Below are 22,836 nucleotides of genomic sequence, written 5' to 3'. Positions count from 1 at the left end.
CAGGAAGGTAGCCGCCGTCGTGAGGAACCGCGAGGAGCCGCCCCAGGGTGATGCCGACGGGACCCCGGGCGTCAGCCTCTCCCCGCCCGGCGGGCTCCTGGATGTGCTGACTGTCGGCGCGGTGGTGCTGGACGACCGGGGACGGATCGTCCTGTGGAGCCCCCAGGCCGAGCAGTTGTTCGGGTACTCGGCCCAGGAGGCGCTGGGCCGGTACGCGGCCCCGCTGCTGGTGCCGGACGAACACATCGAGCTCGTCCTGAGGCTGTTCGACGAGGTGATGCGGGAGGGAAAGAGCTGGGCGGGGACCTTCCCCGTCAAGTGCAGGGACGGCAAGGTCCGCGCCTTCGAGTTCCGCAACATGCGGCTGCGCGACGATCAGAGCGCCGTCTACGCGCTGGGGCTGGTGACCGACCAGGCGGCGCTCCGCCAGGTCGAGCGCGACCTGGCCTTCTCGACGCTGCTGATCCAGCAGTCCCCCATGGGCATCGCGGTCATGGACACCGACCTGCGCTATGTCTCCGTCAACCCTGCCCTGAGCCGCCTCGACGGGGTCGGCGAGGAGAGACACCTGGGCAGAACTGTCCACGACGTCCTGCCCCCGGGCCACGCCAGGGACTCCGAGGCGGCGCTGCGGCAGGTCCTGGAGACGGGCGAGCCGGTCATCGACCGGGAGGTGCTGGGCGGCGAGACCCCGGCGGGCAAGGGCCACGCCTGGTCGGTGTCGATCAACCGGCTCGACGACGCGGGCGGACGTCCGCTGGGGCTGTCCGTCGCGGTCACCGACATCACGGCGCGGCACCGGGCGGCGATCCAGGCCGAGCAGGCCCGGCGGCACCTCTCCCACCTGGCCGAGGCCTCGGTACGCATCGGCACCACACTCGACCTGGAACAGACGGCGCACGAACTCGCCGAGATCGCCGTTCCCGAGCTGGCCGACGTCGCCGCGGTGGACGTGCTCGACGCCGCCGTACGCGATCACCCCGTCCGCATCCCGCACGAGGAGACCGCCGCCTTCCGCGCGCTGGCACTGGCCACCGCGTACCCCACCGTCGCGGCAGAGGCTGCCGACCCGACGGGAGAGGTCGCGCACTACAGCGCCGAGCGGCTGGTCACCCGCTGTGTCGCCCTGGGGCAGCCGGTCGTCGTACCCGCGGTCCAGCCCGAGGACCTGGGCAAGATCGCCCGCGACGAGCACGCCGCGGCGCTCCTGGCACGCGCGGGCGTCCACTCCTACATGGCGGTCCCGCTGATCGCCCGCGGCGAGGTGCTGGGAGCGCTGGACCTCAAGCGCAGCCGGAACCCCAAGCCCTTCGACCACGACGACACCATCCTGGCCTGCGAACTCGCCGGCCGCGCCGCCGTGTGCATCGACAATGCCCGGCTCTACCGGCAGCAGCACAGCATCGCCCTCACACTGCAGCGCAGCATGCTGCCGACCCCTGCCACCACCTCGACTCGGCTGCGCATCGCCTCCCGCTACCAGCCGGCCGGGGCGCACAGCGAGATCGGCGGCGACTGGTTCGACGTCCTCGAACTGGAAGAGGAGTGCACAGCGCTGGTCGTCGGCGATGTGATGGGCAGCGGCGTCAACGCGGCCGCCACCATGGGCCGGCTGCGCACCGCGACCCAGACGCTCACCCAGCTGGCGCTGCCGCCTTCGGACGTGCTGCGCCACCTGGACCAGATCACCACGGGTCTGGACCCCTACTTCGCCACCTGCCTCTACGCCGTCTACGAGCCCCGGAACCACCGGTGCCTGATCTCGTCCGCCGGGCACCTGCCGCCCGTCCTCGTCCCCACCCGGGGCGAGCCCCGGCTGGTCGAGGTGCCCACCGGGACGCCGCTGGGCATCGGCGGCGGCGAGCACGGCACGGTCACCGTCGACCTCAACCCGGGCGATCTGCTGGTGCTCTACACCGACGGGCTGATCGAGACCCGGCACGACGACATCGAGGACCGGCTCGCCGTCCTGCTGGACCTGCTGCGTCCCGTCGCCGGTTCCGCCCGTTCCCTGGAGGAGACCTGCGACCACCTCCTCGAAGCGCTGCGCAACCCCGAGAACCACGACGACGTGGCGCTGCTGCTGATGAGCCCCACGGAATAGCCCTGCGACAGCGCGGTCGGCGCGGACGTAGGGTCGGGCGGTAACGGGGCCGCGGCAGGATGCGGCCCGTGCTGGCTGGAAGGCGACCGTGACTGCGAACACCGAGCACCCGTCCCTGCTGGATCTGCCTCCGCTGAGCGCGGAGCACTTCGCCGCCATCGAGGACAAGATCGCCTCGTTGCTGCGGACGCGCTGCGACATCGTCACGATGCAGGGCGAGGCGCTGCTGCCCCTTGAGGCGTGCATCCGTGCGGCGGCGCCGCGCGGCAGTACGGCGCTGAACATCGTCACCGGCCCCTACGGTGAGACGTTCGGCGGCTGGCTGCGCTCGTGCGGAGCCGAGGTCGTCACGCTGAACGCGCCGTTCAGCGGTTCCGTCGGACCGGACGAGGTCGCCCGGGCTCTGCGGGAGCACCCGGAGACCGGGCTGGTGAGCCTCGTCCACGCCGAGGCGGCGACCGGCAACACCAACCCGGTGGCGCAGATCGGCGCGGTGGTGCGCGAGCACGGGGCGCTGCTGATGCTGGACGCGGTCGCCTCGGTGGGCGCCGAGCCGCTGCTGACCGACGACTGGGGTGTCGACCTGTGCGTCATCGGCGGCCAGAAGGCGCTGGCGGGCCCGGCCGGGGTGTCGGCCGTCTCGGTCAGCGCACGGGCGTGGGAGCGGATCGCAGCGAACGACCAGGCCCCGCGCCGCTCCTACCTCTCGCTGCTCGACTGGAAGGAACGGTGGCTGGACAGCGGCCGGACGGCGCTGCCGCACGCCCCGGCGCAGTTGGAGATGCTGGCGCTGGAGCAGGCCGTCGACCGGGTACTCGCCGAGGGCCTTGACGCGTCGATCGCCCGGCACCGTGCCGCGTCGGCCGCACTGCGCGCGGGCGCCCGTGAGCTGCCTGGGCTCGCCCCGTATGTGGTGCGGGACCAGGACGCGGCCCCGGCTGCCACGACGCTGCGCGTACCGGCCGAGGGCGTGGACGCGCGTGAACTGGTGGCCGCGGCGCTCAAGTCGGAAGCGGGAGTGCCTCTGCAGGCCGCTGGGGGTGCGCTGGCCGCCGAGATGCTGCGCGTCAACCACTACGGGCAGGCGGCCGACCGCACGGTGGTGCTGGACTCGCTGCGAGCGCTGGCCGCCGGGCTGGAGACGCTGGGCGTGGCCGGCGCCGGAGCCGCCCGCGACCAGGCCCTCGAAGCGGCGGGCGCGGCCTGGGACGCCACAGCGGCGGCCTGACGCTCCGCTGTCCTCCCCACCCGCACGTCCGGCCCGCCCGCCCGTCCGGCCCGCGGTCCGTCGTCAGAAGGTCACTCCGGCCAAGGGGAGTCCAGGACCATGCGCACGAAGTCGCCGCGCCGGAAGTGCGGGTCGTAGTGGGCGAGCACGTCGGCCTGCGCGGTGCCGTACGTGGTCTGCGGCCGGGACCCCGCGCCGTCCGCGAGCGCCCGCAGGATGCCCTGTTTGAACGCGGGGCGCGGGTGCGCGGCGACCACGGCGTCCCGGTCGGCGGCCTCGATCTCGTCGTACGCGGAACCGAGCACGTCGTAGTCCACCCCGGCCGCCAACAGCGCCACCTCGGGCTCCATGAACTCCGGGAGGCCCGGGGTGGTGTGCAGAGCGACCGCCGTCCACACGCGCCGGACGCGGTCCTGGGGGACCTGGCGGGCCTCGAGGAAGCGGCGGGCCTCCTCGGCACCGTCCACCTCGAAGCGCCGCCCGCTGTCGCGGAACGGCTCCCCCAGCCCCACGTCGTGGAACAGCGCCGCCACATAGAGCAGTTCCGGATCCCAGTCGATCCCGCGGGCCCGGCCCAGCAGGCTGCCGAAGAAGTACACCCGGCGCGCGTGGTCGTAGAGCAGGTCACTGGTGGTGTCGCGCACCAGCTCGGTGGCCTCCGCTGCCAGCCGGGAGTCCGGCACCCGAACCCCCGCAGGACCGTACGCGTGGCTCACCACTGCCCGCCCGGGGTGGGCTCCAGCACGAGGACCGGGATCTCGCGCGCCGTCATGTCCGGCCGTACTGGGCCGTCCACGCCGCCGGAGCGCTCGTACAGCTCGACCTGGTCCCGCACCCACGGCTCAGGGCTCGGCTCGTACTCACCGTCGATCGGCATGCTGGGTACGTCCCCTCGTCGGATCCGCTCGGGCCTTCTCGGCTTACCACGGGGAGCGCGGACGTACACGTACGCGACGCCGGACCGCACCGGCCCCAGGTCAGGGGCGGCTGCGGCGCGTGCGCGGGGCGAGGATAGCGTGACCGGGAGCGTGCCGACGGGCACGTGATCGGTACATTCACTCGGAGGTAGAGGCTGTCGTGGCCCGTATAGAGGACGCACGCAAGACCTTTGAAAAGTTCGATCGGGACGGTGACGGCTACGTCACCCCCACCGAGTTCCAGCAGGCCATGGTGGAGCTGGGCGACCGGCACTACACCGTGGGCCTCGCGGAGGCCATCGTGAAGACCCGGGATGCGAACGGCGACGGCGTCCTGTCCTTCGAGGAGTTCTTCGAGAAGGCCAAGGACCTCTGACGGCGGGCGTCCTGCCCGACGCCTCCCTCTGACGGAGACCAGGCGGCCGCCCGGACGGGCGGCCGCCTTCGCCGTCCGCTGCTGCTTCCGCTCTGGGTCCCCGTGCTCTTTGTTGCCGTGTTCTTGGTCGCCGTGCCTGCTGTCGCCTTGCTCTTCCATCGTCTCGCGGGCACCGGTTCCGCGGTTTCGCGGGCACCGGCCTGTGGGCCGTCATGTGACCGCCAGCGGCCCGCCGGACGGACACCGCACGGTACAGCGCGAGTTGGGCCGGGCCGCGTACGGCTGCTCAGGCGTTCGCCTTCGTCTTCGCGGTGCCCGGGCGGGGCTTCTTGGGCAACTGTCCCTGGCTCCCCGCGGGCTCTTCCTTCGCGCCGGTGATCTCCGCGCTGGCTTCGGCCGCGATGTCGTACAGCTCCTCGTTCACCTCGTGGGCAGCGCGCTTCGCGTCCGACGCGATTTTCACCGAGGTCCTCACCACGCCCCGTACGACCGGCTTCAGCATTTTTTTGACGAGCGGTGCGGCGATCACTCCGACCGCGAAAACAGGAACTACGGGGGGCATGGCAATACGTTCCTCTCAGCTCTCCATTCGCGGAATCCTCAGCTTTTCCGAGGGTAGCTGGCCGAGCATACGCCCGGCCAGCCCTGTTACCGCTCTTCACCCTTTCGAGTATTCAGCGGCCGGAATTGAGCATTTCCGTTCCCACGCGTGAAAAGTGAGACGCCCGGGAAAATTGAGGCTGTTATTTTCTCAGTAGCGCACGGTGCGCTGACCCGACCTGGAAGGACCCATGTCCCAGAAGACAGATACCCCAGCGGACAACGTCCTCTACTCCGCGCAGGTACGGTACGAGGACGGCCGCTACACATTGACGGTGACCGATCTGGTGAACGACACCGTGCAGGTGTTCCCGGTGGCCGAGAAGGCCGTGGACCGGCTCCCCTTCTACCTCGACATACTCAAGCGGAAGCTGTCGTGAAAACCCGCCGACAGCAGCGGGTGCCGCTGCCGGCGATCCGGCAACGGTGGCCGGCCACCGTTGCCGGTCTCGAAGTCAGACGCCTTGGAAGTCAGTGCGCCTTGGTGGCGGAGCGGCTCTTCGGAACCGTCTTCTGCTCCGGCTCCGCAATGTCGTCCATAAGGACCTCGGCACCCGCCTCTGCTGCGATATCACGCAGCTCATCATTGAGCTCGTGAGCGGCGCGCCGGGTATCAGCGGCCAGCTTCAGCGAAGTTTTCACCGCACCACGGACAGCGGGCCTGGCCACCTTCTTCGCGAGCGCGGAGACGAGAATACCCGCCACGAAGGCAGGGAGTACGGGCATGGGGATTGGTTTCCTCTCCGGGGAAGTGAGCTACGCAGCCCGAAGCCTAGGCCACGGATCACGCCCGCCTCCCCGCATTCACCCGTACGGGTATTCCCCGCGCAGAATTTCCCCCTTTTCAGTCAATCGGCCGGTCCGGGCGCGGAATGTGGTCGAAGCCGTCCCCGCGCAGCGCCTCGGCGGTGGCCGTGCCGGTGATACCGGCGACGGGGCCCTGGTAGAGGATCCGTCCGCCGTACCGCCCCGGGCCGGGGCCCAGATCGATCATCCAGTCGGCTCTCCGGATGACATCGAGGTTGTGCTCGATCAGTACGACGGTGTGCCCGCGGTCCACCAGTCCGTCGAGGAGGCCGAGCAGAGTGTCGACGTCCTGCAGGTGCAGTCCGGTGGTGGGCTCGTCGAGGACGTAGAGGGCCGGGCCGACGGAGTCGCGAAGCTCCTTGGCGATCTTCACGCGCTGGCACTCACCTCCGGAGAGAGTCGTCAACGGCTGGCCGAGCCTGAGGTATCCGAGACCGACCTCGTCCAGGTGGCGCAGAGCTCTCACGATCGCCCGGTCCCCGAGCCGGTCGATGGCCTCGCTGATCGTGAGGTTGTCGACGTCGGCGATGGACAGCCCGTCGACCGTGTGTTTCAGCACCTCGGGCGTGAACCGGCGTCCCTGGCAGGTCTCGCAGACCGTCTCCTGGTCCTCCAGGAAGGCGAGGTCGGTGCGGACGACCCCGAGCCCCTTGCAGTCCGGGCAGCCGCCCTCGGAGTTGGGGCTGAACAGGCTCGCGGAGACGCCGTTGTGCCGGGCGAACAGCTTGCGGACGAGGGTGGCGATACCGGTGTAGGTGACGGGGGTGGAGCGGCGGTTGGTGCTGACCGGTTTCTGGTCGATCACCACGGCGTCGTGCTGGTCGACGAGTTCGCCCGCGAGACTCGTCTTCCCCGACCCGGCCACCCCGGTGAGCACCGTCATCACGCCCGTGGGGATGTCAGCGGTGACGTGTGCGAGGTTGTTCCGCGTGGCGTCGGCCACGGTGATGTGCCCCCGCGGCGTCCGCGGCCGGTCCTTGACGGGCCGGTGCCGGGCCAGTGCGGCCGCCGTGGCGGTGCCGGCCCGGCCGAGTCCCTCGAAGGTGCCCTGGTAGACGAGCCTGCCCCCCTGCTCACCGGCGCCGGGCCCGACCTCGATGACCTGGTCGGCGATGGCCATGACGGCGGGGTCGTGCTCGACGACCAGGACGCAGTTGCCCTTGTCCCGCAGCTGTTTGAGCAGCTCTGTCATGGCGGAGACGTCGTGCGGGTGCAGTCCGACGGTCGGCTCGTCGAAGAGGTAGATCATCTCGGTGAGGCTGCTGCCCAGGTGCCGAAGGGTCTTGATCCGCTGGGACTCGCCGCCGGAGAGCGTCGCGGTGCCGCGGCCCAGGTGGAGATAGCCGAGCCCGATGGTGACCATCGCCCGGAGCCGGTCCGTCAGCGCCGAGACGACCGGTGCCACGCTGGGCTCGGTCACCCCTGCCACCAGCTCCGCGAGTTCGCCAACCTCCAGCCGCGCCATGTCACCGATGGTGCGGCCGAGCACCGTTGCGGTGCGGCTCGCTTCGTTCAGCCGGTCCCCTCGGCACTCCGGGCACACCTGGGAGCGGGTGAACCTGGTGAGCGTCTCCTTCTTGCGCTCGGACATGTCCTCGGAGCCGCGCAGGTAGATGCGCTCGAAGCGCTCGACCACGCCCTCGTAGCCCGTGGGGAGCCTGTCCGCCTGCGGTCCGGCCGCACCGGTGCCGTACAGCAGCGCGTCCAGCTCGCTGCGGCTCCAGTGGCGCAGCGGCGTATCGAGGCGGAAGACCCCGATGTCGGCGAAGTTGGCGTACCAGTAGCCTCCGGCGGCGAACCCGGGCAGCAGGACAGCGCCCTCGCTCAGCGACTTGTCCATGTCGAGGAACCGGTCGACGGCGCCGGCCACCACCTCGCCCAGGCCCGAGCAGGTGGGGCACATGCCGGCCGGGTCGTTGAAGGAGAAGCAGGTGGACTCGCCGACGTGCGGGGTGCTCAGCCGGGAGAACAGGAGCCTCAGCAAGGTCCAGCTGTCGGTGATGGTGCCGACCGTCGAGCGGGCGTTGCCGCCCAGCCGTCGCTGGTCGACGACCACGACCGGCGAGAGGCCGTCGATGTGGCCGACGTCCGGACGGCCCCACTTCGGCAGACGGTTGCGGATATAGGGCGGGTACGTCTCGTTGAGCTGGTAGCCGGCCTCGGCGGCGATCGTGTCGAAGACCAACGACGACTTTCCCGAGCCGGACACTCCGACGAACACCACGATGTGCGCCCGGGGCACATCGACATCGAGGTGCTGCAAGTTGTTGGTGCGGGCTCCCCGGATGCGGATGCTGTGCTGGATGCGGATGCTGCGCTGCGGCATGGTCCGGACCGTAGGTCAGGATGTGGCCGGAAAATGGCCTCGATTCCTGCGAGACTGTGGGCATGGCCGACGTCATGCACCGGGTTCTCGCGCTGCTGGCGGTGCTGCAGACCGGCAAGAGGTTCTCGGGTGAGGAGCTGGCGGCTCGGCTGGACGTGCCCCCGCGCACGCTGCGGCGCGACATCAGCCGGCTGCGCGGCTACGGATACCCGGTCGAGACCCAGCCGGGCCCTGGCGGCCATTACCGGCTCGCGGCCGGGCGTGCCATGCCACCGCTGCTGCTCGACGACGACGAGGCCGTGGCCACCCTGCTGGGTCTGGCCGCTCTCGGCTCGACCGGCAGCGCGCGCGAGGGCAGCATCGATGAGGCAGCCGTGCGCGCCTACGGCAAGGTGGACCAGTTCCTGCCCAAGCGGCTGCGCCCCCGGGTGGCCGCCCTGCGCGCCAGTCTGGAGACGATGCCGACGCCCGCGCCGAGCACCAGCGCGGAGACGATGACCGAGCTCGCCGAGGCGATCGCACACGAGCGTGTCGTCACCTTCGACTACGTCGGTGCGAGCGGGAAGGCCACCGCTCGCCAGGTCGAGCCCCATCGCCATCTCCATCTGCACCAGCGCTGGTACCTGCTGGGCTGGGACGTCGACAAGCGGGACTGGCGCGTCTTCCGGCTCGACCGCGTCGCCGGGCTCCGGGCGCGGAACCGCAGGTTCTCGCTGCGCCCACTGCCGGCGGGCACCGGCCTCGACTACCTCAGGGAGGGCCTCAACAAGCACCGGAAGCGCGTGGTGCTCACCATCGAGGCGCCGATGGCGAAGGTGGCCGACGCCTTCACCCGGCAGGACGTCGAGCTCACCGCGGCACCAGGCGGCGGGACCCGGGCTGTGCTCGCGCTGGACACCTGGCAGTGGCTGCTGCCGGGGCTCGCCTTCCTCGACGCCGACTTCACCGTCGAGGAGCCCGAGGAGTTCGGCGCGGCGCTCCGGCGGTTCGCCGCGCGCCTCGGCCGCGGCTGACCCGGCCCCGGCAGCGCGCGTTCGCCGCCCTCATCCGGTGCGCGGTTCCCCTCGCCGTCCCAGCGTGGCGGTGGCGATCTCGAGAAAGTCGCGCAGCAGCTTCTCGCGCCGGTCCGCGAGGACGGCCAGGCACCGTTCGAACGCCGGAGCGTCCACGACGGGGGTGTGGACCAGGTCGGCGCGTGCGTAGGAGCGCGCGACGCTCAGCGGTACGAGCGCGATGCCGTGCCCCGAGGCGACGAGCTCGAACTTCTCTTCGAGGGACGACGTACGCCGGGTCGGTGTGTCGAGCTTCCGCACCCCCTCCAGGTCCGCGAAGGTCAGCTCCTCGCGGGCCGCCAGCGGGTGCGCCGTCGGCATACAGGCGACCCTGGGCTCGTGGCCGACCGGGATGGTGCGCAGCCCCGTGTCGTCGAACGGCCGCCGCAGATATCCGACCTGGGCCCGGCCGTCCCGCAGCGGCGCGTCCTGCTCCCACCAGCGCGCCGGGACGACACCGATCTCGACCTCCGGATGACGTGCGGTGAACGCCCGCAGGGCGTCCGACACGTGCAGCCCGGGCGAGAAGGCGACGGCCAGTCGCTGGACGCCCCGGTCGACGTCGTGCACGCGCCGTACCGCCGTTTCGACGGTCGCGAGAATCGCCTGCGCCTCCTCGTAGAGCTGTTTCCCGGCTGCCGTCAGCTCCACGCTGCGGGTGGTCCGGTCCAGCAGCGTGCACTCCAGCTCCTGCTCGAAGGCCTTGATCTGACGGCTGAGAACCGGCTGGGCTATGTAGAGCTGTTCAGCGGCTCGGCCGAAGTGCCGGTGGTCGGCCACCGCGACGAAGTAGCGGAGCTTGCGCAGATCGAGATCCATGTCCTCACGGTATCGATGGCCCAGGAAGGGTATTGGACGCCGCGGTTGGGCCGCCGCGAGACTCGACACATGATCGTCATCACCGCACCGACCGGCCAGATCGGCGGCCGGCTCCTGGACATCCTGCTCGACGAGGCTCCCGCTCACGGCGAAGAGCTGCGCGTCATCGCCCGCGACCCCGGGAAACTCCCCGACCCGGTCCGCGCCCGTGTCGAGGTCGTCACCGGCTCGCACGCCGACGCCGAGGTCGTCGGCCGGGCCTTCGAGGGCGCCGACGCCGTCTTCTGGCTGGTCCCGCCGGCCTACCGGGCACCGAGCCTGGACACCGCGTACGCCGGGTTCACCCGCGCCGCCGCGAAGGCGTTCACGGCCCACGAAGTGGGGCATGTCGTCGGCGTCTCGGCGCTCGGCCGGGGCACACCCGTCGCAGACCGCGCCGGACTGGTCACCGCGTCGCTGGCCATGGACGACCTCATAGCGAGCACAGGAGTGGCCTACCGGGCGCTCGCGAACCCGAGCTTCATGGACAACCTTCTGCGGCAGGCCGCTTCGATCCGCGACAACGGCGTGTTCACCGACACCGTCGCCGCCGACCGCAGAGCACCGGCGGCCGCCACCCGGGACATCGCCGCAGCCGCCGCCGGACTGCTGCTCGACCGGTCGTGGACGGGGACCGGCGAGGTGCCCGTGCTGGGCCCCGAGGACCTGTCGGCGAACGACATGGCGCGCGTCATGTCCGAGGTCCTCGGCCGCCCCGTCCGCTACGAGCGGCAGCCGCTCGACGACGTCCGTGCCTCGCTCACCGGACACGGAATGTCGGAGGCGTTCGTCGAAGGCTTGGTCGACATGATGCGCGCCAAGGACGACGGCCTCGACGAGGGCGTGCAGCGCACGCCGCAGACCGCGAGCCCGACGACCTTCCGCGCATGGTGCGAAGAGGTCTTGAGGCCGGCGGTCCAGGCGTGAGCGGCAAGACAGCTCTCATCAGGACATGGTCGAGGGAGGCCAAGGAGCCGCCCCGGTCGCCGTCCGCGATTCACCGGTCGGTTCAGGAGGCTGCCCGGACCCGGCGATCCCGTGCGGAGGCGAAGCCCAGCCAGGTGTGCCGGTTGCCCGCCCAGCACCAGCCGACCTTGGCGGCGTCGCGGCGTTCGCGGCCGTCCCGCCCGGTGCCGTTGCTGATCCAGATCGCCGGAGTGCGGGAGTCCAGGCTGCCGTTGGCCTTGCGCAGCCGGGAGCCGATGGTCATGAAGCAGTGGTTGCGCTCCAGGACGGCCGGCTGCTGCAACACCCAGTGGATGCCCTCGGTGAGCAGCAGTGGGGTGCGGACCTGTTCGACAAGAGCGGGGAGCGCCTCGTTCGGGCTCCAATTGGCCATCCCGTCACCGCGGTCGGGGCCGGCGACGAGGTAGAGCGGCGCGTCGGGCAACGTGACCGTCTCCAGCGGGGCGAACAGGTCGACGTCGGGCATGTCGGTGACGACGAAACCGGGCTTGGCGTCGCGGCGGATCAGCGGCGCGAGGGCGGAGGCAGGCGCCCGGTCCGGGTGAACGGCGAGCAGGGCGGGTTCTTCGTCCCCGGATATTCCGGCCTCCGCGGCGAACGTACGCAGCTCCGTGGCCGACAGCCCGGCGATCTCTGGCACCCCCAGCTCGATCAGACGCTCGGCCTGCGCGCTCAGGGGCGGGAGTGCGGGGAGAGTGGTGGAGGTGACGGACGTCGTTTCGTGCACGATGCTCCCAGGGGCGGCGAGGCGTACAGGGCTCCTTGGCAACGGGCCGGCCCCCCGAAAGATTCCCCCGCAGCCGTCTCATCCGTAGCCGCGAACCGTGCTTGGCCCGTGGGGCGGTGGCGCTTCATCCACGGCTGGACGGTCATTGCCGCAGCAGGTGGTCCAGGTGGCGTCGGAGAATGGTCCGCGCCGTTTCTGGAGAGTGGTGGCCTGCCAGAACATGGACCGTCAGCCCATCGGCCACCGCGAGGAGGCTCTGCGCCTCGCTCGCGGGGTCGAAGTGCCGGGGGATCTCCCCGGTGTCCTGGCCGTAGCGGATGAGCCACTCGACGAGGTCGTGCAGCTTGACGTAGGTGTCGTGCAGGACGGCGGCCAGTTTGCCGCTGGACGGGGCATGGGTGACGAATGCCAGCCAGACATGTGCCTGCGCCTTCGACTCCTCGTCCAGCAGCGCGACTTCGGCCAGGGTGTGAGACAGCAAAGTGGCTGCGGCCTGCGGGCTGGGGGCTGGGGGCTGCGGCGATGCGCTGGTTGGCGCGGTCGCTGACGCGTTGGGAGACGTGCTCCAGGGCGAAGAGCAGCATGTCGTCCGTACGACACGATCCAGCCGGTCTCCCAATGACTGTACGTACCAGGCTGCGAGTCCGACGGCCGGATCAGCTTCGTTGCGCGCGCAACGCCTGTGACAGCGCGTCGACGGTCACGCCCACGACAGCCAGGAGCTCCGCCGGGCTCGCCCCGGCCCTGCTCATGACGGCGAGCGACTGGTTCACGGCAGCCGCGTGTACAGCGAAGGCTTCGGCCTCCTGGTCGGTCAGTCGGCCGGCCTTCAGCGCGGCGCGCAGGCGTTTGCGCTGGAAGCTGAGCTTCTGCTCAGCGTGCGCTGCGACGCTCGGACGCAGGACCGGAATTGCCATGACTGACTGGGCAATCAGGCATCCATCAGGTAGTTCGGGATCGGCGATGCGCTCGAGGGTGACGTCGAAGAATTCACGTACAGCGGCAACGGGTTCCGAGGCTGCACACGACAGGGCGGCGTCGTACTTCTCGCCATAGCGCGCGGCGTAGAGATCCAGGCAGCGCAGGAAGAGCGTGTCCTTGTCGCCGAGGGAGGAGTAGATGGAACTGCGGTTCAGGCCGGTTGCCCGCGACAGATCGTCCAGCGAGGTGTCGGCGTAGCCGTCGCGCCAGAACTGGATCATCGCGGCGTCGAGCGCCGTGTCCATGTCGAACTGCTTCTTGCCTGCCACGCCGTACTTCCTTGCCGATGCGTCGATGGTTCGGACCGTGCTGGGCACCATTCTATCTTGAACTGGTTAGTTCAAGATGTGTTAGCCTTCGATCGTGGCCATGACGGGAATACGGCGCACTTCGCGACCGCGCGAGTGACACGCCACGTGGTTCCAGCCGCCGTCAGCCACACCGCCCCAACCTCACACCTGACACCTGACTCCGACGGAGGATCCCCGTGGCCGGCTCAGCAACCAGCACTCCGCAAATCTCCGAAAGCAATCCCGTCCGCGACCTGCCCCTGCAGCATCTGGCCGGATTCACTCATCGCTGGGTCGACGCGGACGGCGTCCGCCTTCATGCCGTCGAAGGCGGACGGCCGAGCGGCCCGGCCGTCGTCCTGCTCGCTGGATTCCCGCAAACCTGGTGGGCCTGGCGAAAGGTGATGCCCAGCCTCACCCACCGGTTCCGCGTCATCGCGATCGACCTGCCGGGGCAGGGCCACTCCGAGCGTCCGGAGCGCAGTTACGACACACACACGGTCGCCGCGCACGTCCACTCCGCCGTGAAGGTTCTCGGAGTGTCGACCTACTCCCTGGTCGCCCACGACATCGGCGCCTGGGTCGGTTTCTCCCTCGCCCTCAACTTCGAGAGCCATCTGCGCGGGGTCGCTCTGCTCGACGCCGGAATCCCCGGTATCACTCTCCCGGAGACGATTCCCACCGACCCGGAGCGAGCGTGGAAGACCTGGCATTTCGCGTTCCATATCGTGCCCGACCTCCCCGAGATGCTGCTTGCCGGCCGCGAACGCGAGTACGTCGGCTGGTTCCTGAAGGCGAAGACCCTGTCTCCCGACACGTTCGACGACGCCGAGATCGACCACTACGCGGCGGCCATCGCCGTCGACGGCGGCCTGCGCGCCTCTCTCGCGTACTACCGAGACGCCGCGGAGTCAGCGCGCAGGAACCGGGAGGCGCTCAAGTCGCGGCACCTGACCGTGCCCGTCCTCGGTATCTCCAGCAGCCACGGCTCCGTTCCGGACATGGCCGCGTCCCTCAGCCCATGGGCCGACAACACCACCCGAGTCGTCGTGCCCGACGCTGGACACTTCATCCCCGACGAGCAGCCCGAAGCTGTCGCTGCCGCGACAACAGACTTCATCGCCGACGACGACTGACACCCTTCGGACCTACCGCTGCCTGCATCCTCAGCAGCAGAGGCGGCCGGGCGACTGAGACACCGAATACCTCGCTAGCAGTGGAGCGGGAGCGCAGTCGCTGTTCGAGAGCGACACATGGACGCCATACTCGGTATCCACTGCCTGGTCACGGAGTACGCAACGGGCCGGCACGGAGACCGGGGCGCGACTCACTCGGACTGGATGACAACTGCACCCCTGCGATCACGCAGTACAGGGCTGTCCAGGTGTGCCCCACGGAGCCGAGGTACGCCTTGCTCACGCAATGGCCGGGGCGGGCCGCAGACCTGCTGCGGCGCAGCGTCGGGCCGGCCTGAGCTGCGCAACCCGCCAAGGACGGGTCCCGATGGGCGCCGCCTTTCTCAGCTCTACGCCTCCGCGCAGCGTGTGCTGAGCCGGTCGTGCGATCCACTGGTCCCCCGGAGGCAACAAGACCCCGAGAGGTCACGCGGGTATCAGATGCGTGACGGCCCACGCCCTACGCGAGAGACTGTCCCGGGACGGACGATGGCGATCAGAAGTTCGACTGATGTGCCGTCAGGAGAGCCAGCGACAACTCAGCATCAGCCCCCGACAGTTCCCCGACCCCGAGGCGCCGTGAAGCGCCGAGATCAACACCCCTTCGATCCACCGCCAACCTGTTGTGACCTGCAAAGATACTGGTCACAGCGGCAGCCGCTACCCTCGCGTGGAGGTACACATGAAGATGCTGATCAACGTTCCCGAGTCGGTCGTGCCCGATGCGTTGCGCGGGATGGCGGCGGCTCATCCGGAGCTGACGGTGGACGTCGACCGGCGGGTGGTGGTCCGCAGAGACGCGCCCGTGGCCGGGAAGGTGGCGCTGATCTCGGGCGGTGGTTCGGGGCACGAACCGCTGCACGGCGGGTTCGTGGGGCCCGGAATGCTGGACGCCGCATGTCCGGGCGAGATCTTCACCTCCCCCGTCCCCGACCAGATGGTCGCCGCGGCGGCGGCCGTGGACAGCGGCGAGGGCGTGCTGTTCATCGTCAAGAACTACACCGGGGACGTCCTCAACTTCGACATGGCCGCCGAGCTGGCCGAGGACGAGGGGATGCGCGTCGCCAAGGTGCTGGTCGAGGACGATGTGGCGGTCACAGACAGCACGCACACGGCCGGGCGCCGCGGTACCGGTGCCACCCTTTTCGTGGAGAAGATCGCGGGCGCGCTCGCCGCCGAGGGGGCACCGCTGGAGCGCGTGGAGGCCGTCGCGCGCCAGGTGGCCGAGTCCGCGCGCAGCTTCGGGGTGGCGCTGAGCGCCTGTACGACGCCCGCGAAGGGCAGCCCGATGTTCGAGCTGCCGTCGGGCGAGCTGGAGTTGGGCGTGGGCATCCATGGTGAGCCGGGCCGTGAGCGGCGCGCGATGATGACCTCCGGCGAGATCGCGGACTTCGCCGTTGACGCCGTGCTCGAGGACCTGCGGCCGGAGGAGCCGGTGCTGGCCCTGGTCAACGGTATGGGTGCGACGCCGCTGCTGGAGCTGTACGGCTTCTGCGGCGAGGTCCACCGGGTGCTGGCCGAGCGGCGGATCCCGGTCGCCCGTACGCTCGTCGGCAACTACGTGACCTCGCTGGACATGGCGGGCGCCTCCGTGACGCTGTGCCGGGCCGACGAGGAGCTGCTGCGGCTGTGGGACGCGCCGGTGCGCACTCCGGGGCTGCGGTGGGGCGCCTGAGCCCACGCCGGCGGCGGCACGGCACCACGGCGCGCGGTACGGCGCGGCGTGGCTCGGCGCGGCGTTTCAGCAGTACCGCGTTACAACAGCACAGCATTTGCACCACTACAGCAGCACAGCAGCACAGCGTCACAGCGGTAGAGCGGTAGAGCGGTAGAGCGGTAGAGCGGTAGAGCGGCAAGGTCTCAGCTCTGCCGCACCGTACGCAGCAGCGCTGCCGTAGTCGACAGCAGCAGGACCGGGACCGGGACAGCGGCGAAGGAGCAGGAGTGAGCGGCAAGGTGACGAACAACGCCGGTGGGTCCGGCGAAGGTGGCGAAGGCACGAGCGAGCTGGACGCCGCCTTCTTCGCGCGCTGGATGACAGCCACCGCGGACGCGGTGACCCGGGAGGCCGACCGGCTGACCGAGCTGGACTCGGCGATCGGCGACGCGGACCACGGCGAGAACATGCGCCGCGGTTTCGAGGCGGCACGCGCGGAGCTGGGTGAGGAGATTCCCGCGACGCCCGGTGCCGTGCTGATGACGGTGGGCAGGAAGCTCGTCTCCACTGTCGGCGGAGCATCCGGGCCGCTGTACGGAACGCTGCTGCGCCGCACCGGCAAGGCGCTCGGCAGCGGGGAGCGGGTGAGCCGCGAGGAGCTGGCCGGCGCGCTGCGTGCCGGAGTCGAGGCGGTGGCGCAGCTGGGTGGTGCCGCCGCGGGTGACAAGACGATGCTCGACGCGCTGTTCCCCGCCGTCGAGGCGATGGCGGACAGCGGCGGCAAGGACTTCGAGGCGGCACGTGCGGCGGCGGAGCGGGGCGCGGAGGAGACCGTGCCGCTCCAGGCGCGCAAGGGCCGGGCCAGCTATCTGGGCGAGCGCAGCATCGGGCACCAGGATCCCGGGGCGACTTCAGCGGCGCTGCTGATGGCCGCTTTGGCGGCTGCGGACACCGCGCAGGACGCGGAACCCGGCGACAGCGGCGGGAGTGAGTGAGCGTGGTGGAGGCGAAGGAGACGAATCGGGTCGGGATCGTCCTGGTCTCGCACAGCAAGGAGGTCGCCGACTCGGTCGCACAGTTGGCCGCCGGTCTCGCCGGGGTGCCGGACGCTCCGGTGGCGGGCGCGGGCGGGCGGCCCGACGGCGGCCTGGGCACCAGCGAGGAGCTGATCGTCGAGGCTGCTCGGCGGGTGGACCAGGGAGCAGGTGTCGCGCTCCTGGTCGATCTGGGCAGCGCGGTACTGACCGTCAAGACGCTGCTGGCCGAGGGCGACGAGCTGCCCGAGCCCGCGCGGCTGGTGGACGCCCCGCTGATCGAGGGTGCCGTGGCCGCCGTTGTGACGGCCGCGGGCGGCGGCGACCTGGCGGCGGTGGCCGCGGCGGCGGAGGAGGCGTACACCTACCGCAAGGTGTGAACGGCGGGGCCGCGCGCAGGCTGTGAACAGCGCGGCGGTTCTGGTGGGGCCCGGGTGCGTCGGGCCCCACTACCGCCCTCGGTCCCGTCTCAGTCCCCGGCGGGCGGGGACGCGGCGAACCAGGCGGGGCCTTCCTGGGTGGCCTGCTTGATGCGGAAGTGCGCGTACTCCTTCATCGTCGGCAGTTCGTCCAGACCGAACCAGCCGACCTCCAGGGACTCGTCGTCGTTGACCCGCACAGCTCCGGCCGCCTCCGCGTCGGCGCGGCAACGGAATGTGATGTCCATGAACTGACAGACATCGCCGTTGGGATAGGTGACGGGTTTGTCCAGGCCGTACACGGAGACGACGCGCTCCGGCACACAGCGCACATTGGTCTCCTCGAAGACCTCGCGCACCGCGCAGTCCGCCGGCTGCTCGCCGGGCTCCGGGATCCCGCCGATCACCGACCACTTGCCGGTATCGGCACGCCGCCCGAGTAGCACCCGCCGCTGGTCGTCGAAGACGATGACGCTGACGCCGGGCAGATAGAGCAACTGGTGCCCTGCGGAACGCCGCAGGTCGCGGATGAAGTCGGGTGTGGCCATGCCCAGACCCTACGCCGCGGTCGCACGGCCGGTACGACAGGTCGGTCCGCGTGCCGGTCGCGCGCAGGAGCCACAGGCCGGTGCCGCAGGCCAGCACCCCAACCTCGGCCGGTCTGCCCGGCCGGTCCCCCGGTCCGTCAGGCCGGCTCGGTGGTGCCCAGTGCCTGGAGGCGGGCGCGGATGTGGCGGACGGCTGCCTCGGCGTCGTCCACCGTGACGGTGAACAGCCGGCCGTCACCCAGCCGGAGGACGATCCCCTCGCCTCGGCGGATCACGACCGCTGTGCCCTTCTCGGGCCGCCAGCGGTAGCCCCAGCCGCCCCAGTGCCGTGGGGTGACGCTGGGGGCGTGGTCGGCCTCCACCACGTCCCGCAGCGGGATCCGGCGACGCGGCACTCCGGCGTGCCCGCACCGCACCTCGACCGTGTCGCCCTCGACCTTGACCTCGACGTGGACGAAGGCGAGGGTGCCGAAGAGGATGAGCAGCCCGGCCGCGACGCAGCCGACGACCGACATGACCAGCGGTACCAGCCCGCCGGACCAGGTCACATCCACCGCCAGGTCGATACCGAGGGCCACACAGCCGGCACCGACGGCGGCCAGCGCCCACTGCAGGCGACTGGTCGCCCTGCCGGTCCACACCTCGGAGCCCGGCGGCAGGACGGCGTTCTCCACGGGCGCGGGGCTGCCGGTGGTGTGTTCGCTTCCGCTGAAAGACGCGGCGCCACCCTCGGCGAGTGGTGCGCCGTCGCGGGGATGGTCACTCATGTTCGGCAGCGTACTCCCGGGGACCGGCACCGGCAGCTCATGCAGGCAGTGACCGCCGAACGCCGCTGCGGCACGCTCCGTGAGGGGGAGAAACGCTACGTCAGGAGAGGGAGGCGGGCGCGGCGGCCAGCAGCCTGCCCTCGGCGTAGGTGAGGGCCGCTTCCGGCAGCGCGGCCGCCCTGCCGCTGTGCAGGACGGTGAGGTCCCCGGTGGGCGCGGCGCCGGGGTCCGGCCGGGCGCCCGCACGGCGCAGCGCCTGGGCGCAGACAGCGGCGGCCGAGCCCTGGAGCGCGGGTCCCTCGGTGCGGGTGCCGCGCAGTGCTTCCCGGATGCGGTTGCCGACCAGCTCGTAGTGGGTGCAGCCGAGTACGACGGTCTCCACGTCGGCCGGGGTGCGCTCGGCGGCGGCCTGGACGGCGGCCGTGATGAGGTCCTCGTCGCCGCTCTCGACGGCGTCGGCGAGTCCGTGGCAGGGCACTGGGGTGATGTCGGCGCCGTTGCCGAACTCGTTGATCAGTCGGCGCTGGTAGGGGCTGCCGGTGGTGGCCGGGGTGGCCCAGATGGCGACGCGGCCGCCGGTGCGGACTGCGGCGGCCGCCGCCGGTTTGACGGCGGGGACGGTCCCGATGACCGGCAGCGCGGGCTCCAGTTCGGCGCGGAGGGTGGGCAGCGCGTGCACGGAGGCGGTGTTGCAGGCGACGATCAGCGCGTCGGGCCGGTGTGCAGCGGCGGCGCGTGCGCACTGCAGAGCGCGCTCGATGATGCCCTCCGGGTCGCGGGGGCCCCAGGGCAGACCGTCCGGGTCGGAGGAGAGCACGAGGTCGGCGTCGGGGCGTGCGCGGCGTACCGCCGCGGCTGCGGCCAGCAGGCCGATACCGGAGTCCATCAGCGCGATCTTCACGTCAAGCAACTGTACTTCACGCGCAGCGAGGGGCTCCGCTCAGCGCCTCCGGTCGCACCCGGCGGCCGGTCGAACCACCACCAGTCGCCCGGCCGCTCTCACCCACCGCCAGTCGCACCCACCGCCGTCGGCGCCGCAGGCGGCTGCGGCAGGCGTGGCCGACGCGCCGAAGGGTGCTGTCGGGCGGTGGCGTGCGGCAGACTGCCGCACGTGCTCACCTGGACCGCCGTCGTTCCGCTCGCCTCGCTGGCCGCGTGGGTGTGGCTGCTGCTGGGGCAGGGGTTCTTCTGGCGGACCGATGTGCGCATGCCGCCCGTGCCCGCCGACGGGGAGCCGGCCGACTGGCCCTCCGTCGCCGTCGTGGTGCCCGCCCGCGACGAGGCCGAGGTGCTTCCGCTGACCCTGCCCACGCTGCTGGCGCAGGACTATCCGGGGCATGCGCGCATCCTGCTGGTGGACGACGGCTCCGGCGACGGTACCGGCGCGCTCGCCCGGGAGCTGGCCGACCGCGCGCCCGACGGACCGCCCTTGACCGTCCTGCGCCCCGGCGAGCCCGAGCCCGGTTGGACGGGCAAGCTGTGGGCCGTACGGCACGGCATCGCTCACGCCCGGTCCGGCACGGCCGAGCCGGAGTTCCTGCTGCTGACGGACGCGGATATCGCGCACGAGCCCGACTCGCTGCGCCGGCTGGTGCGCGGGGCGCTCGCCCAGCGGCTCGATCTGGTCTCGCAGATGGCGCGGCTGCGGGTGCGGACGGGCTGGGAGCGGCTGATCGTTCCCGCATTCGTGTACTTCTTCTCGCAGCTCTATCCGTTCCGCTGGGTCAACAGTCCCCGAGCGCGCACCGCCGCCGCGGCGGGCGGCTGTGTGCTGCTGCGGACACAGGCCGCGGTGCGGGCGGGGGTGCCGGACAGCATCCGGGACGCGGTGATCGACGACGTGACGCTGGGCCGGGCCGTCAAGCGGTCCGGCGGCCGGATCTGGCTGGGGCTGGCGGACGGAGTGAGCAGCGTGCGTCCGTATGCGGGGCTGGGCCCGCTGTGGCGGATGGTCTCGCGCAGTGCGTATGCGCAGCTGCTCAACAACCCCGTTCTGCTGGTTGCCACCGTTCTGGGGCTGCTTGTGGTGTATGTGGTGCCGCCGGTGTGGGCGTGTGCCGGCTCGCCGGTGGGCGGGGCGGCCTGGCTGCTGATGGCGCTTTCGTACGTGCCGACGCTGCGCTACTACGGGCAGCCGCTGTGGCAGGCGCCGCTGTTGCCGGTGACTGCGGTGCTGTATCTGGCGATGACGGTCGATTCGGCGGTACAGCACTACCGGGGCCGGGGTGCGGCCTGGAAAGGCCGCACCTACTCGTGAGCCACGACGCTCACTCAGCCATGACGGTCACTTGCGGCCGGGGGTCCACTTCATGCCCCAGCCGTACTCCTCGTCGACGGTGCGCTGCGGGCTGATGCCCCGCCGGGGCACGAGATAGCGCGACTCGCGGCGGACCATCAGCTCGCCGTTCTGGTTGGTGATCAGCGCGAGGGCGCACACGTTGGAGGGGACCGTGCACTCGTCGAGGGAGAAGTCGACGGGTGCGCCGTGCTGCGGCTGGAGTGTGACGGTGGCGTGCAGTCCGGCGAAGCTGCGGGCCCCTTCGTAGATGGTGACGAAGATGAGGATGCGGCGCAGCTCGGAGGTGTGGTCCAGGTTGATGGTGAGGTTCTCACCGGTGGCGACGGCGCCGGTGCGGTCGTCGCCGTCGAGGTGGATGTAGGGCGGACGGTTCAGCGCCCCGAAGGAGTTGCCGAGCGCCTGGACGACGCCCTTGCGGCCGTCGGCGAGTTCGTAGAGGGCGCACAGGTCCAGGTCGGGTCCGGTGAGTGCGCCCATGGCGCGGGTGAGCCGCCCGGCCAGGCCCTTGGGCGGCTGCGCCTGGGTGGTCCAGTTGAGGTTGACGCGCATGGCGCCGGAGGTGCCGCCCTGCTTGGTGAGCGAGACGGAGGGCGCCTCCTTGGTGAGCGTCACCTTGCTCAGCCGTACGGGCGCGGCGGGCGCGCCGGAAGAAGTGGGTGCCGAGGGTGCGGCGGGGGCGGTCGGCGCCGGGGGCGGCGTGGGCGCGGACGGCGGGGTGGGCGCCTGCGGTACGCGCGGCGCCTGCACACCGGGCGGCGCGGGCACATCGGGGGGCCCGGCGGTGTGCGGTTGCGGCGGCACGGCGGTGCCGGGGGCCGAGGGCGCGGCGGGGGCCGGTGCGGGGTCGTCGACACTGATGCCGAAGTCGGTCGCCAGGCCCGCCAGTCCGCTGTCGTAGCCCTGTCCGACGGCACGGAACTTCCAGGTGCCCTGGCGGCGGTAGAGCTCACCGAGGAGGTACGCGGTCTCGCCTGCCGCGTCCGCCGGGTCGAAACGGGCGATCTCCCGGCCCGCGCCTGGGCCGCCGCCGGCACTCGCGTCGAGCAGCCGTACGTACAGGCCGGGCACCTGGCCGAAGCTGCCGCCGTCAGCCGAGGCCGCGATGACGACGCGGTCGATGTCCGGTTCGACGCTGTCGAGGTCGACGGTCAGCTCGTCGGTGCAGGAGGCGCCCATCGGCTTCTTGCCCTCGTGCCGTACGGCGGCGGAGGAGTGCCGCGGCTGGTTGTAGAAGACGAAGTCGCCGTCGGAGCGGACCTTGCCCCCTTCGGTGAGCAGCAGGGCCGAGGCGTCGACGTCCGGCACTTGTGGGCCGGACGACCAGCCCAGTTCGACTCGCACGGCCGTGGCGGGTACAGGGACATTTGTCCCCTTGCGCATCGTCATGGCCACTCCCCCTGGGCTCGGTTGCCTGCGTGCCGTCCCCAACCTATTGCACGGTGCCGCCGCTGCCGAAGCCCTCTTCTCCAGGAGTCACCACGAGTCGTCGGGCTCGAACCTCCGAGAACGACATGGGCGTTCTCAGTCATGGCCGGTGGGCTTATGCTTCTGTCAGCTTCCTCTCCCGCGCGCCCGAAACAGGGACAGGCGGGAACAAGCCAGTTCCCTGTGCCTGACCAGCCGTCACCGTGGTCGGCATGGGGGGTATTCGCCCTGTTCGGGCTCCCGCGCGTGCGCCGTTGGCGCGGCTGCCCCCGTCGGGGCG

Annotated in this window: 23 protein-coding genes and 1 pseudogene; 11 read left to right on the top strand and 13 right to left on the bottom strand. The window is 71.1% G+C overall.

Annotated elements, in window-relative coordinates; genetic code table 11:
- The first annotated feature begins 19 nt into the window (after positions 1 to 19).
- Complete coding sequence (locus HC362_RS30850; RefSeq protein WP_243088889.1) at positions 20 to 2,104, top strand: SpoIIE family protein phosphatase; 2,085 nt, start codon at positions 20 to 22, stop codon at positions 2,102 to 2,104.
- A gap of 88 nt (positions 2,105 to 2,192) precedes the next feature.
- Positions 2,193 to 3,332, top strand: coding sequence for an aminotransferase class V-fold PLP-dependent enzyme (locus HC362_RS30845; RefSeq protein ID WP_243087525.1), 1,140 nt, complete (start codon positions 2,193 to 2,195; stop codon positions 3,330 to 3,332).
- Between the two features lie 71 nt (positions 3,333 to 3,403).
- Here HC362_RS30845 and HC362_RS30840 read toward each other — a convergent pair whose 3' ends face one another.
- Both HC362_RS30840 and HC362_RS30835 read right to left on the bottom strand, forming a co-directional pair.
- The gene (locus HC362_RS30840; protein ID WP_243087523.1) at positions 3,404 to 4,048 is read right to left on the bottom strand and encodes an HD domain-containing protein; all 645 of its coding nucleotides are present in this window, start codon (positions 4,046 to 4,048) and stop codon (positions 3,404 to 3,406) included.
- A gap of 71 nt (positions 4,049 to 4,119) precedes the next feature.
- Positions 4,120 to 4,209: pseudogene (locus tag HC362_RS30835) on the bottom strand (nitroreductase family deazaflavin-dependent oxidoreductase); the annotation flags it as partial.
- Between the two features lie 200 nt (positions 4,210 to 4,409).
- Here HC362_RS30835 and HC362_RS30830 point away from each other — a divergent pair.
- Complete coding sequence (locus tag HC362_RS30830) at positions 4,410 to 4,625, top strand: EF-hand domain-containing protein (RefSeq protein WP_243087522.1); 216 nt, start codon at positions 4,410 to 4,412, stop codon at positions 4,623 to 4,625.
- Between the two features lie 286 nt (positions 4,626 to 4,911).
- On the opposite strand, the gene HC362_RS30825 is transcribed toward HC362_RS30830, so the two are convergent.
- Positions 4,912 to 5,187 (bottom strand): DUF5132 domain-containing protein, encoded by a 276-nt coding sequence (locus HC362_RS30825; protein ID WP_243087520.1) that lies wholly within the window; start codon positions 5,185 to 5,187, stop codon positions 4,912 to 4,914.
- Positions 5,188 to 5,416: 229 nt separating this feature from the next.
- On the opposite strand from HC362_RS30825, the gene HC362_RS30820 reads away from it, so the two are divergent.
- Positions 5,417 to 5,605, top strand: a complete 189-nt coding sequence (locus HC362_RS30820; RefSeq protein ID WP_243087518.1) for a hypothetical protein — start codon at positions 5,417 to 5,419, stop codon at positions 5,603 to 5,605.
- Between the two features lie 91 nt (positions 5,606 to 5,696).
- Here HC362_RS30820 and HC362_RS30815 read toward each other — a convergent pair whose 3' ends face one another.
- Entirely contained in the window at positions 5,697 to 5,930 is a 234-nt protein-coding gene (locus tag HC362_RS30815; protein WP_243087517.1) for a DUF5132 domain-containing protein, read from the bottom strand.
- 139 nt (positions 5,931 to 6,069) lie between these two features.
- Positions 6,070 to 8,358, bottom strand: coding sequence for an ATP-binding cassette domain-containing protein (locus tag HC362_RS30810; RefSeq protein WP_243087515.1), 2,289 nt, complete (start codon positions 8,356 to 8,358; stop codon positions 6,070 to 6,072).
- Positions 8,359 to 8,420: 62 nt separating this feature from the next.
- On the opposite strand from HC362_RS30810, the gene HC362_RS30805 reads away from it, so the two are divergent.
- Complete coding sequence (locus HC362_RS30805; RefSeq protein ID WP_243087505.1) at positions 8,421 to 9,371, top strand: YafY family protein; 951 nt, start codon at positions 8,421 to 8,423, stop codon at positions 9,369 to 9,371.
- A gap of 30 nt (positions 9,372 to 9,401) precedes the next feature.
- On the opposite strand, the gene HC362_RS30800 is transcribed toward HC362_RS30805, so the two are convergent.
- Complete coding sequence (locus HC362_RS30800) at positions 9,402 to 10,229, bottom strand: LysR substrate-binding domain-containing protein (protein WP_243087504.1); 828 nt, start codon at positions 10,227 to 10,229, stop codon at positions 9,402 to 9,404.
- Between the two features lie 69 nt (positions 10,230 to 10,298).
- Here HC362_RS30800 and HC362_RS30795 point away from each other — a divergent pair, with 69 nt between their 5' ends.
- The gene (locus HC362_RS30795) at positions 10,299 to 11,195 is read left to right on the top strand and encodes an NAD(P)H-binding protein (protein WP_243087502.1); all 897 of its coding nucleotides are present in this window, start codon (positions 10,299 to 10,301) and stop codon (positions 11,193 to 11,195) included.
- An 82-nt stretch (positions 11,196 to 11,277) separates the two neighbouring features.
- Here HC362_RS30795 and HC362_RS30790 read toward each other — a convergent pair whose 3' ends face one another.
- From HC362_RS30790 to HC362_RS30780, 3 genes are all read right to left on the bottom strand, one after another.
- Entirely contained in the window at positions 11,278 to 11,961 is a 684-nt protein-coding gene (locus HC362_RS30790) for a DUF5701 family protein (protein WP_243087500.1), read from the bottom strand.
- A 142-nt stretch (positions 11,962 to 12,103) separates the two neighbouring features.
- Complete coding sequence (locus HC362_RS30785) at positions 12,104 to 12,442, bottom strand: TetR family transcriptional regulator C-terminal domain-containing protein (RefSeq protein WP_243087498.1); 339 nt, start codon at positions 12,440 to 12,442, stop codon at positions 12,104 to 12,106.
- A gap of 175 nt (positions 12,443 to 12,617) precedes the next feature.
- A complete protein-coding gene (locus HC362_RS30780) occupies positions 12,618 to 13,211 on the bottom strand; it encodes a TetR/AcrR family transcriptional regulator (RefSeq protein WP_243087496.1) in 594 nt (197 codons plus the stop codon).
- A 218-nt stretch (positions 13,212 to 13,429) separates the two neighbouring features.
- Here HC362_RS30780 and HC362_RS30775 point away from each other — a divergent pair, with 218 nt between their 5' ends.
- From HC362_RS30775 to HC362_RS30760, 4 genes are all read left to right on the top strand, one after another.
- Positions 13,430 to 14,368 carry an alpha/beta hydrolase gene (locus tag HC362_RS30775; protein ID WP_243087494.1) on the top strand — a complete coding sequence of 313 codons (939 nt, stop codon included), beginning with the start codon at positions 13,430 to 13,432 and terminating at the stop codon, positions 14,366 to 14,368.
- A gap of 721 nt (positions 14,369 to 15,089) precedes the next feature.
- Complete coding sequence (dhaK, locus tag HC362_RS30770) at positions 15,090 to 16,082, top strand: dihydroxyacetone kinase subunit DhaK (RefSeq protein ID WP_243087492.1); 993 nt, start codon at positions 15,090 to 15,092, stop codon at positions 16,080 to 16,082.
- A gap of 359 nt (positions 16,083 to 16,441) precedes the next feature.
- A complete protein-coding gene (gene dhaL / locus HC362_RS30765; protein WP_243088888.1) occupies positions 16,442 to 17,059 on the top strand; it encodes a dihydroxyacetone kinase subunit DhaL in 618 nt (205 codons plus the stop codon).
- A gap of 2 nt (positions 17,060 to 17,061) precedes the next feature.
- Complete coding sequence (locus HC362_RS30760; protein ID WP_243087491.1) at positions 17,062 to 17,478, top strand: PTS fructose transporter subunit IIA; 417 nt, start codon at positions 17,062 to 17,064, stop codon at positions 17,476 to 17,478.
- Positions 17,479 to 17,567: 89 nt separating this feature from the next.
- Here HC362_RS30760 and HC362_RS30755 read toward each other — a convergent pair whose 3' ends face one another.
- From HC362_RS30755 to HC362_RS30745, 3 genes are all read right to left on the bottom strand, one after another.
- Complete coding sequence (locus HC362_RS30755; protein WP_243087490.1) at positions 17,568 to 18,065, bottom strand: NUDIX domain-containing protein; 498 nt, start codon at positions 18,063 to 18,065, stop codon at positions 17,568 to 17,570.
- A 137-nt stretch (positions 18,066 to 18,202) separates the two neighbouring features.
- The gene (locus HC362_RS30750) at positions 18,203 to 18,832 is read right to left on the bottom strand and encodes a hypothetical protein (protein WP_243087489.1); all 630 of its coding nucleotides are present in this window, start codon (positions 18,830 to 18,832) and stop codon (positions 18,203 to 18,205) included.
- 100 nt (positions 18,833 to 18,932) lie between these two features.
- Positions 18,933 to 19,733, bottom strand: coding sequence for an aspartate/glutamate racemase family protein (locus tag HC362_RS30745; protein ID WP_243087487.1), 801 nt, complete (start codon positions 19,731 to 19,733; stop codon positions 18,933 to 18,935).
- A gap of 210 nt (positions 19,734 to 19,943) precedes the next feature.
- On the opposite strand from HC362_RS30745, the gene HC362_RS30740 reads away from it, so the two are divergent.
- Complete coding sequence (locus HC362_RS30740; protein WP_243087479.1) at positions 19,944 to 21,089, top strand: glycosyltransferase; 1,146 nt, start codon at positions 19,944 to 19,946, stop codon at positions 21,087 to 21,089.
- A gap of 27 nt (positions 21,090 to 21,116) precedes the next feature.
- Here the strand turns inward: HC362_RS30740 and HC362_RS30735 are convergent, their stop codons facing one another.
- On the bottom strand, positions 21,117 to 22,517 hold the full coding sequence (locus HC362_RS30735) for a TerD family protein (RefSeq protein ID WP_243087478.1): 1,401 nt from the start codon (positions 22,515 to 22,517) through the stop codon (positions 21,117 to 21,119).
- Positions 22,518 to 22,836 lie beyond the last annotated feature (319 nt).

The sequence above is a fragment of the Streptomyces sp. 891-h genome (assembly GCF_022760275.1).
Taxonomy (GTDB): Bacteria; Actinomycetota; Actinomycetes; order Streptomycetales; family Streptomycetaceae; genus Streptomyces; species Streptomyces spirodelae.
This window is presented reverse-complemented; position numbering and strand designations above follow the sequence as displayed.

Coding starts and splice junctions, on each gene's coding strand:
- HC362_RS30800 (WP_243087504.1), bottom strand. CDS start 10,229: ATGGATCTCGATCTGCGCAAGCTCCGCTACTTCGTCGCGGTGGCCGAC.
- HC362_RS30810 (WP_243087515.1), bottom strand. CDS start 8,358: ATGCCGCAGCGCAGCATCCGCATCCAGCACAGCATCCGCATCCGGGGA.
- HC362_RS30755 (WP_243087490.1), bottom strand. CDS start 18,065: ATGGCCACACCCGACTTCATCCGCGACCTGCGGCGTTCCGCAGGGCAC.
- HC362_RS30750 (WP_243087489.1), bottom strand. CDS start 18,832: ATGAGTGACCATCCCCGCGACGGCGCACCACTCGCCGAGGGTGGCGCC.
- dhaK (WP_243087492.1), top strand. CDS start 15,090: ATGAAGATGCTGATCAACGTTCCCGAGTCGGTCGTGCCCGATGCGTTG.
- HC362_RS30805 (WP_243087505.1), top strand. CDS start 8,421: ATGGCCGACGTCATGCACCGGGTTCTCGCGCTGCTGGCGGTGCTGCAG.
- HC362_RS30825 (WP_243087520.1), bottom strand. CDS start 5,187: ATGCCCCCCGTAGTTCCTGTTTTCGCGGTCGGAGTGATCGCCGCACCG.
- dhaL (WP_243088888.1), top strand. CDS start 16,442: ATGACAGCCACCGCGGACGCGGTGACCCGGGAGGCCGACCGGCTGACC.
- HC362_RS30735 (WP_243087478.1), bottom strand. CDS start 22,517: ATGACGATGCGCAAGGGGACAAATGTCCCTGTACCCGCCACGGCCGTG.
- HC362_RS30795 (WP_243087502.1), top strand. CDS start 10,299: ATGATCGTCATCACCGCACCGACCGGCCAGATCGGCGGCCGGCTCCTG.
- HC362_RS30820 (WP_243087518.1), top strand. CDS start 5,417: ATGTCCCAGAAGACAGATACCCCAGCGGACAACGTCCTCTACTCCGCG.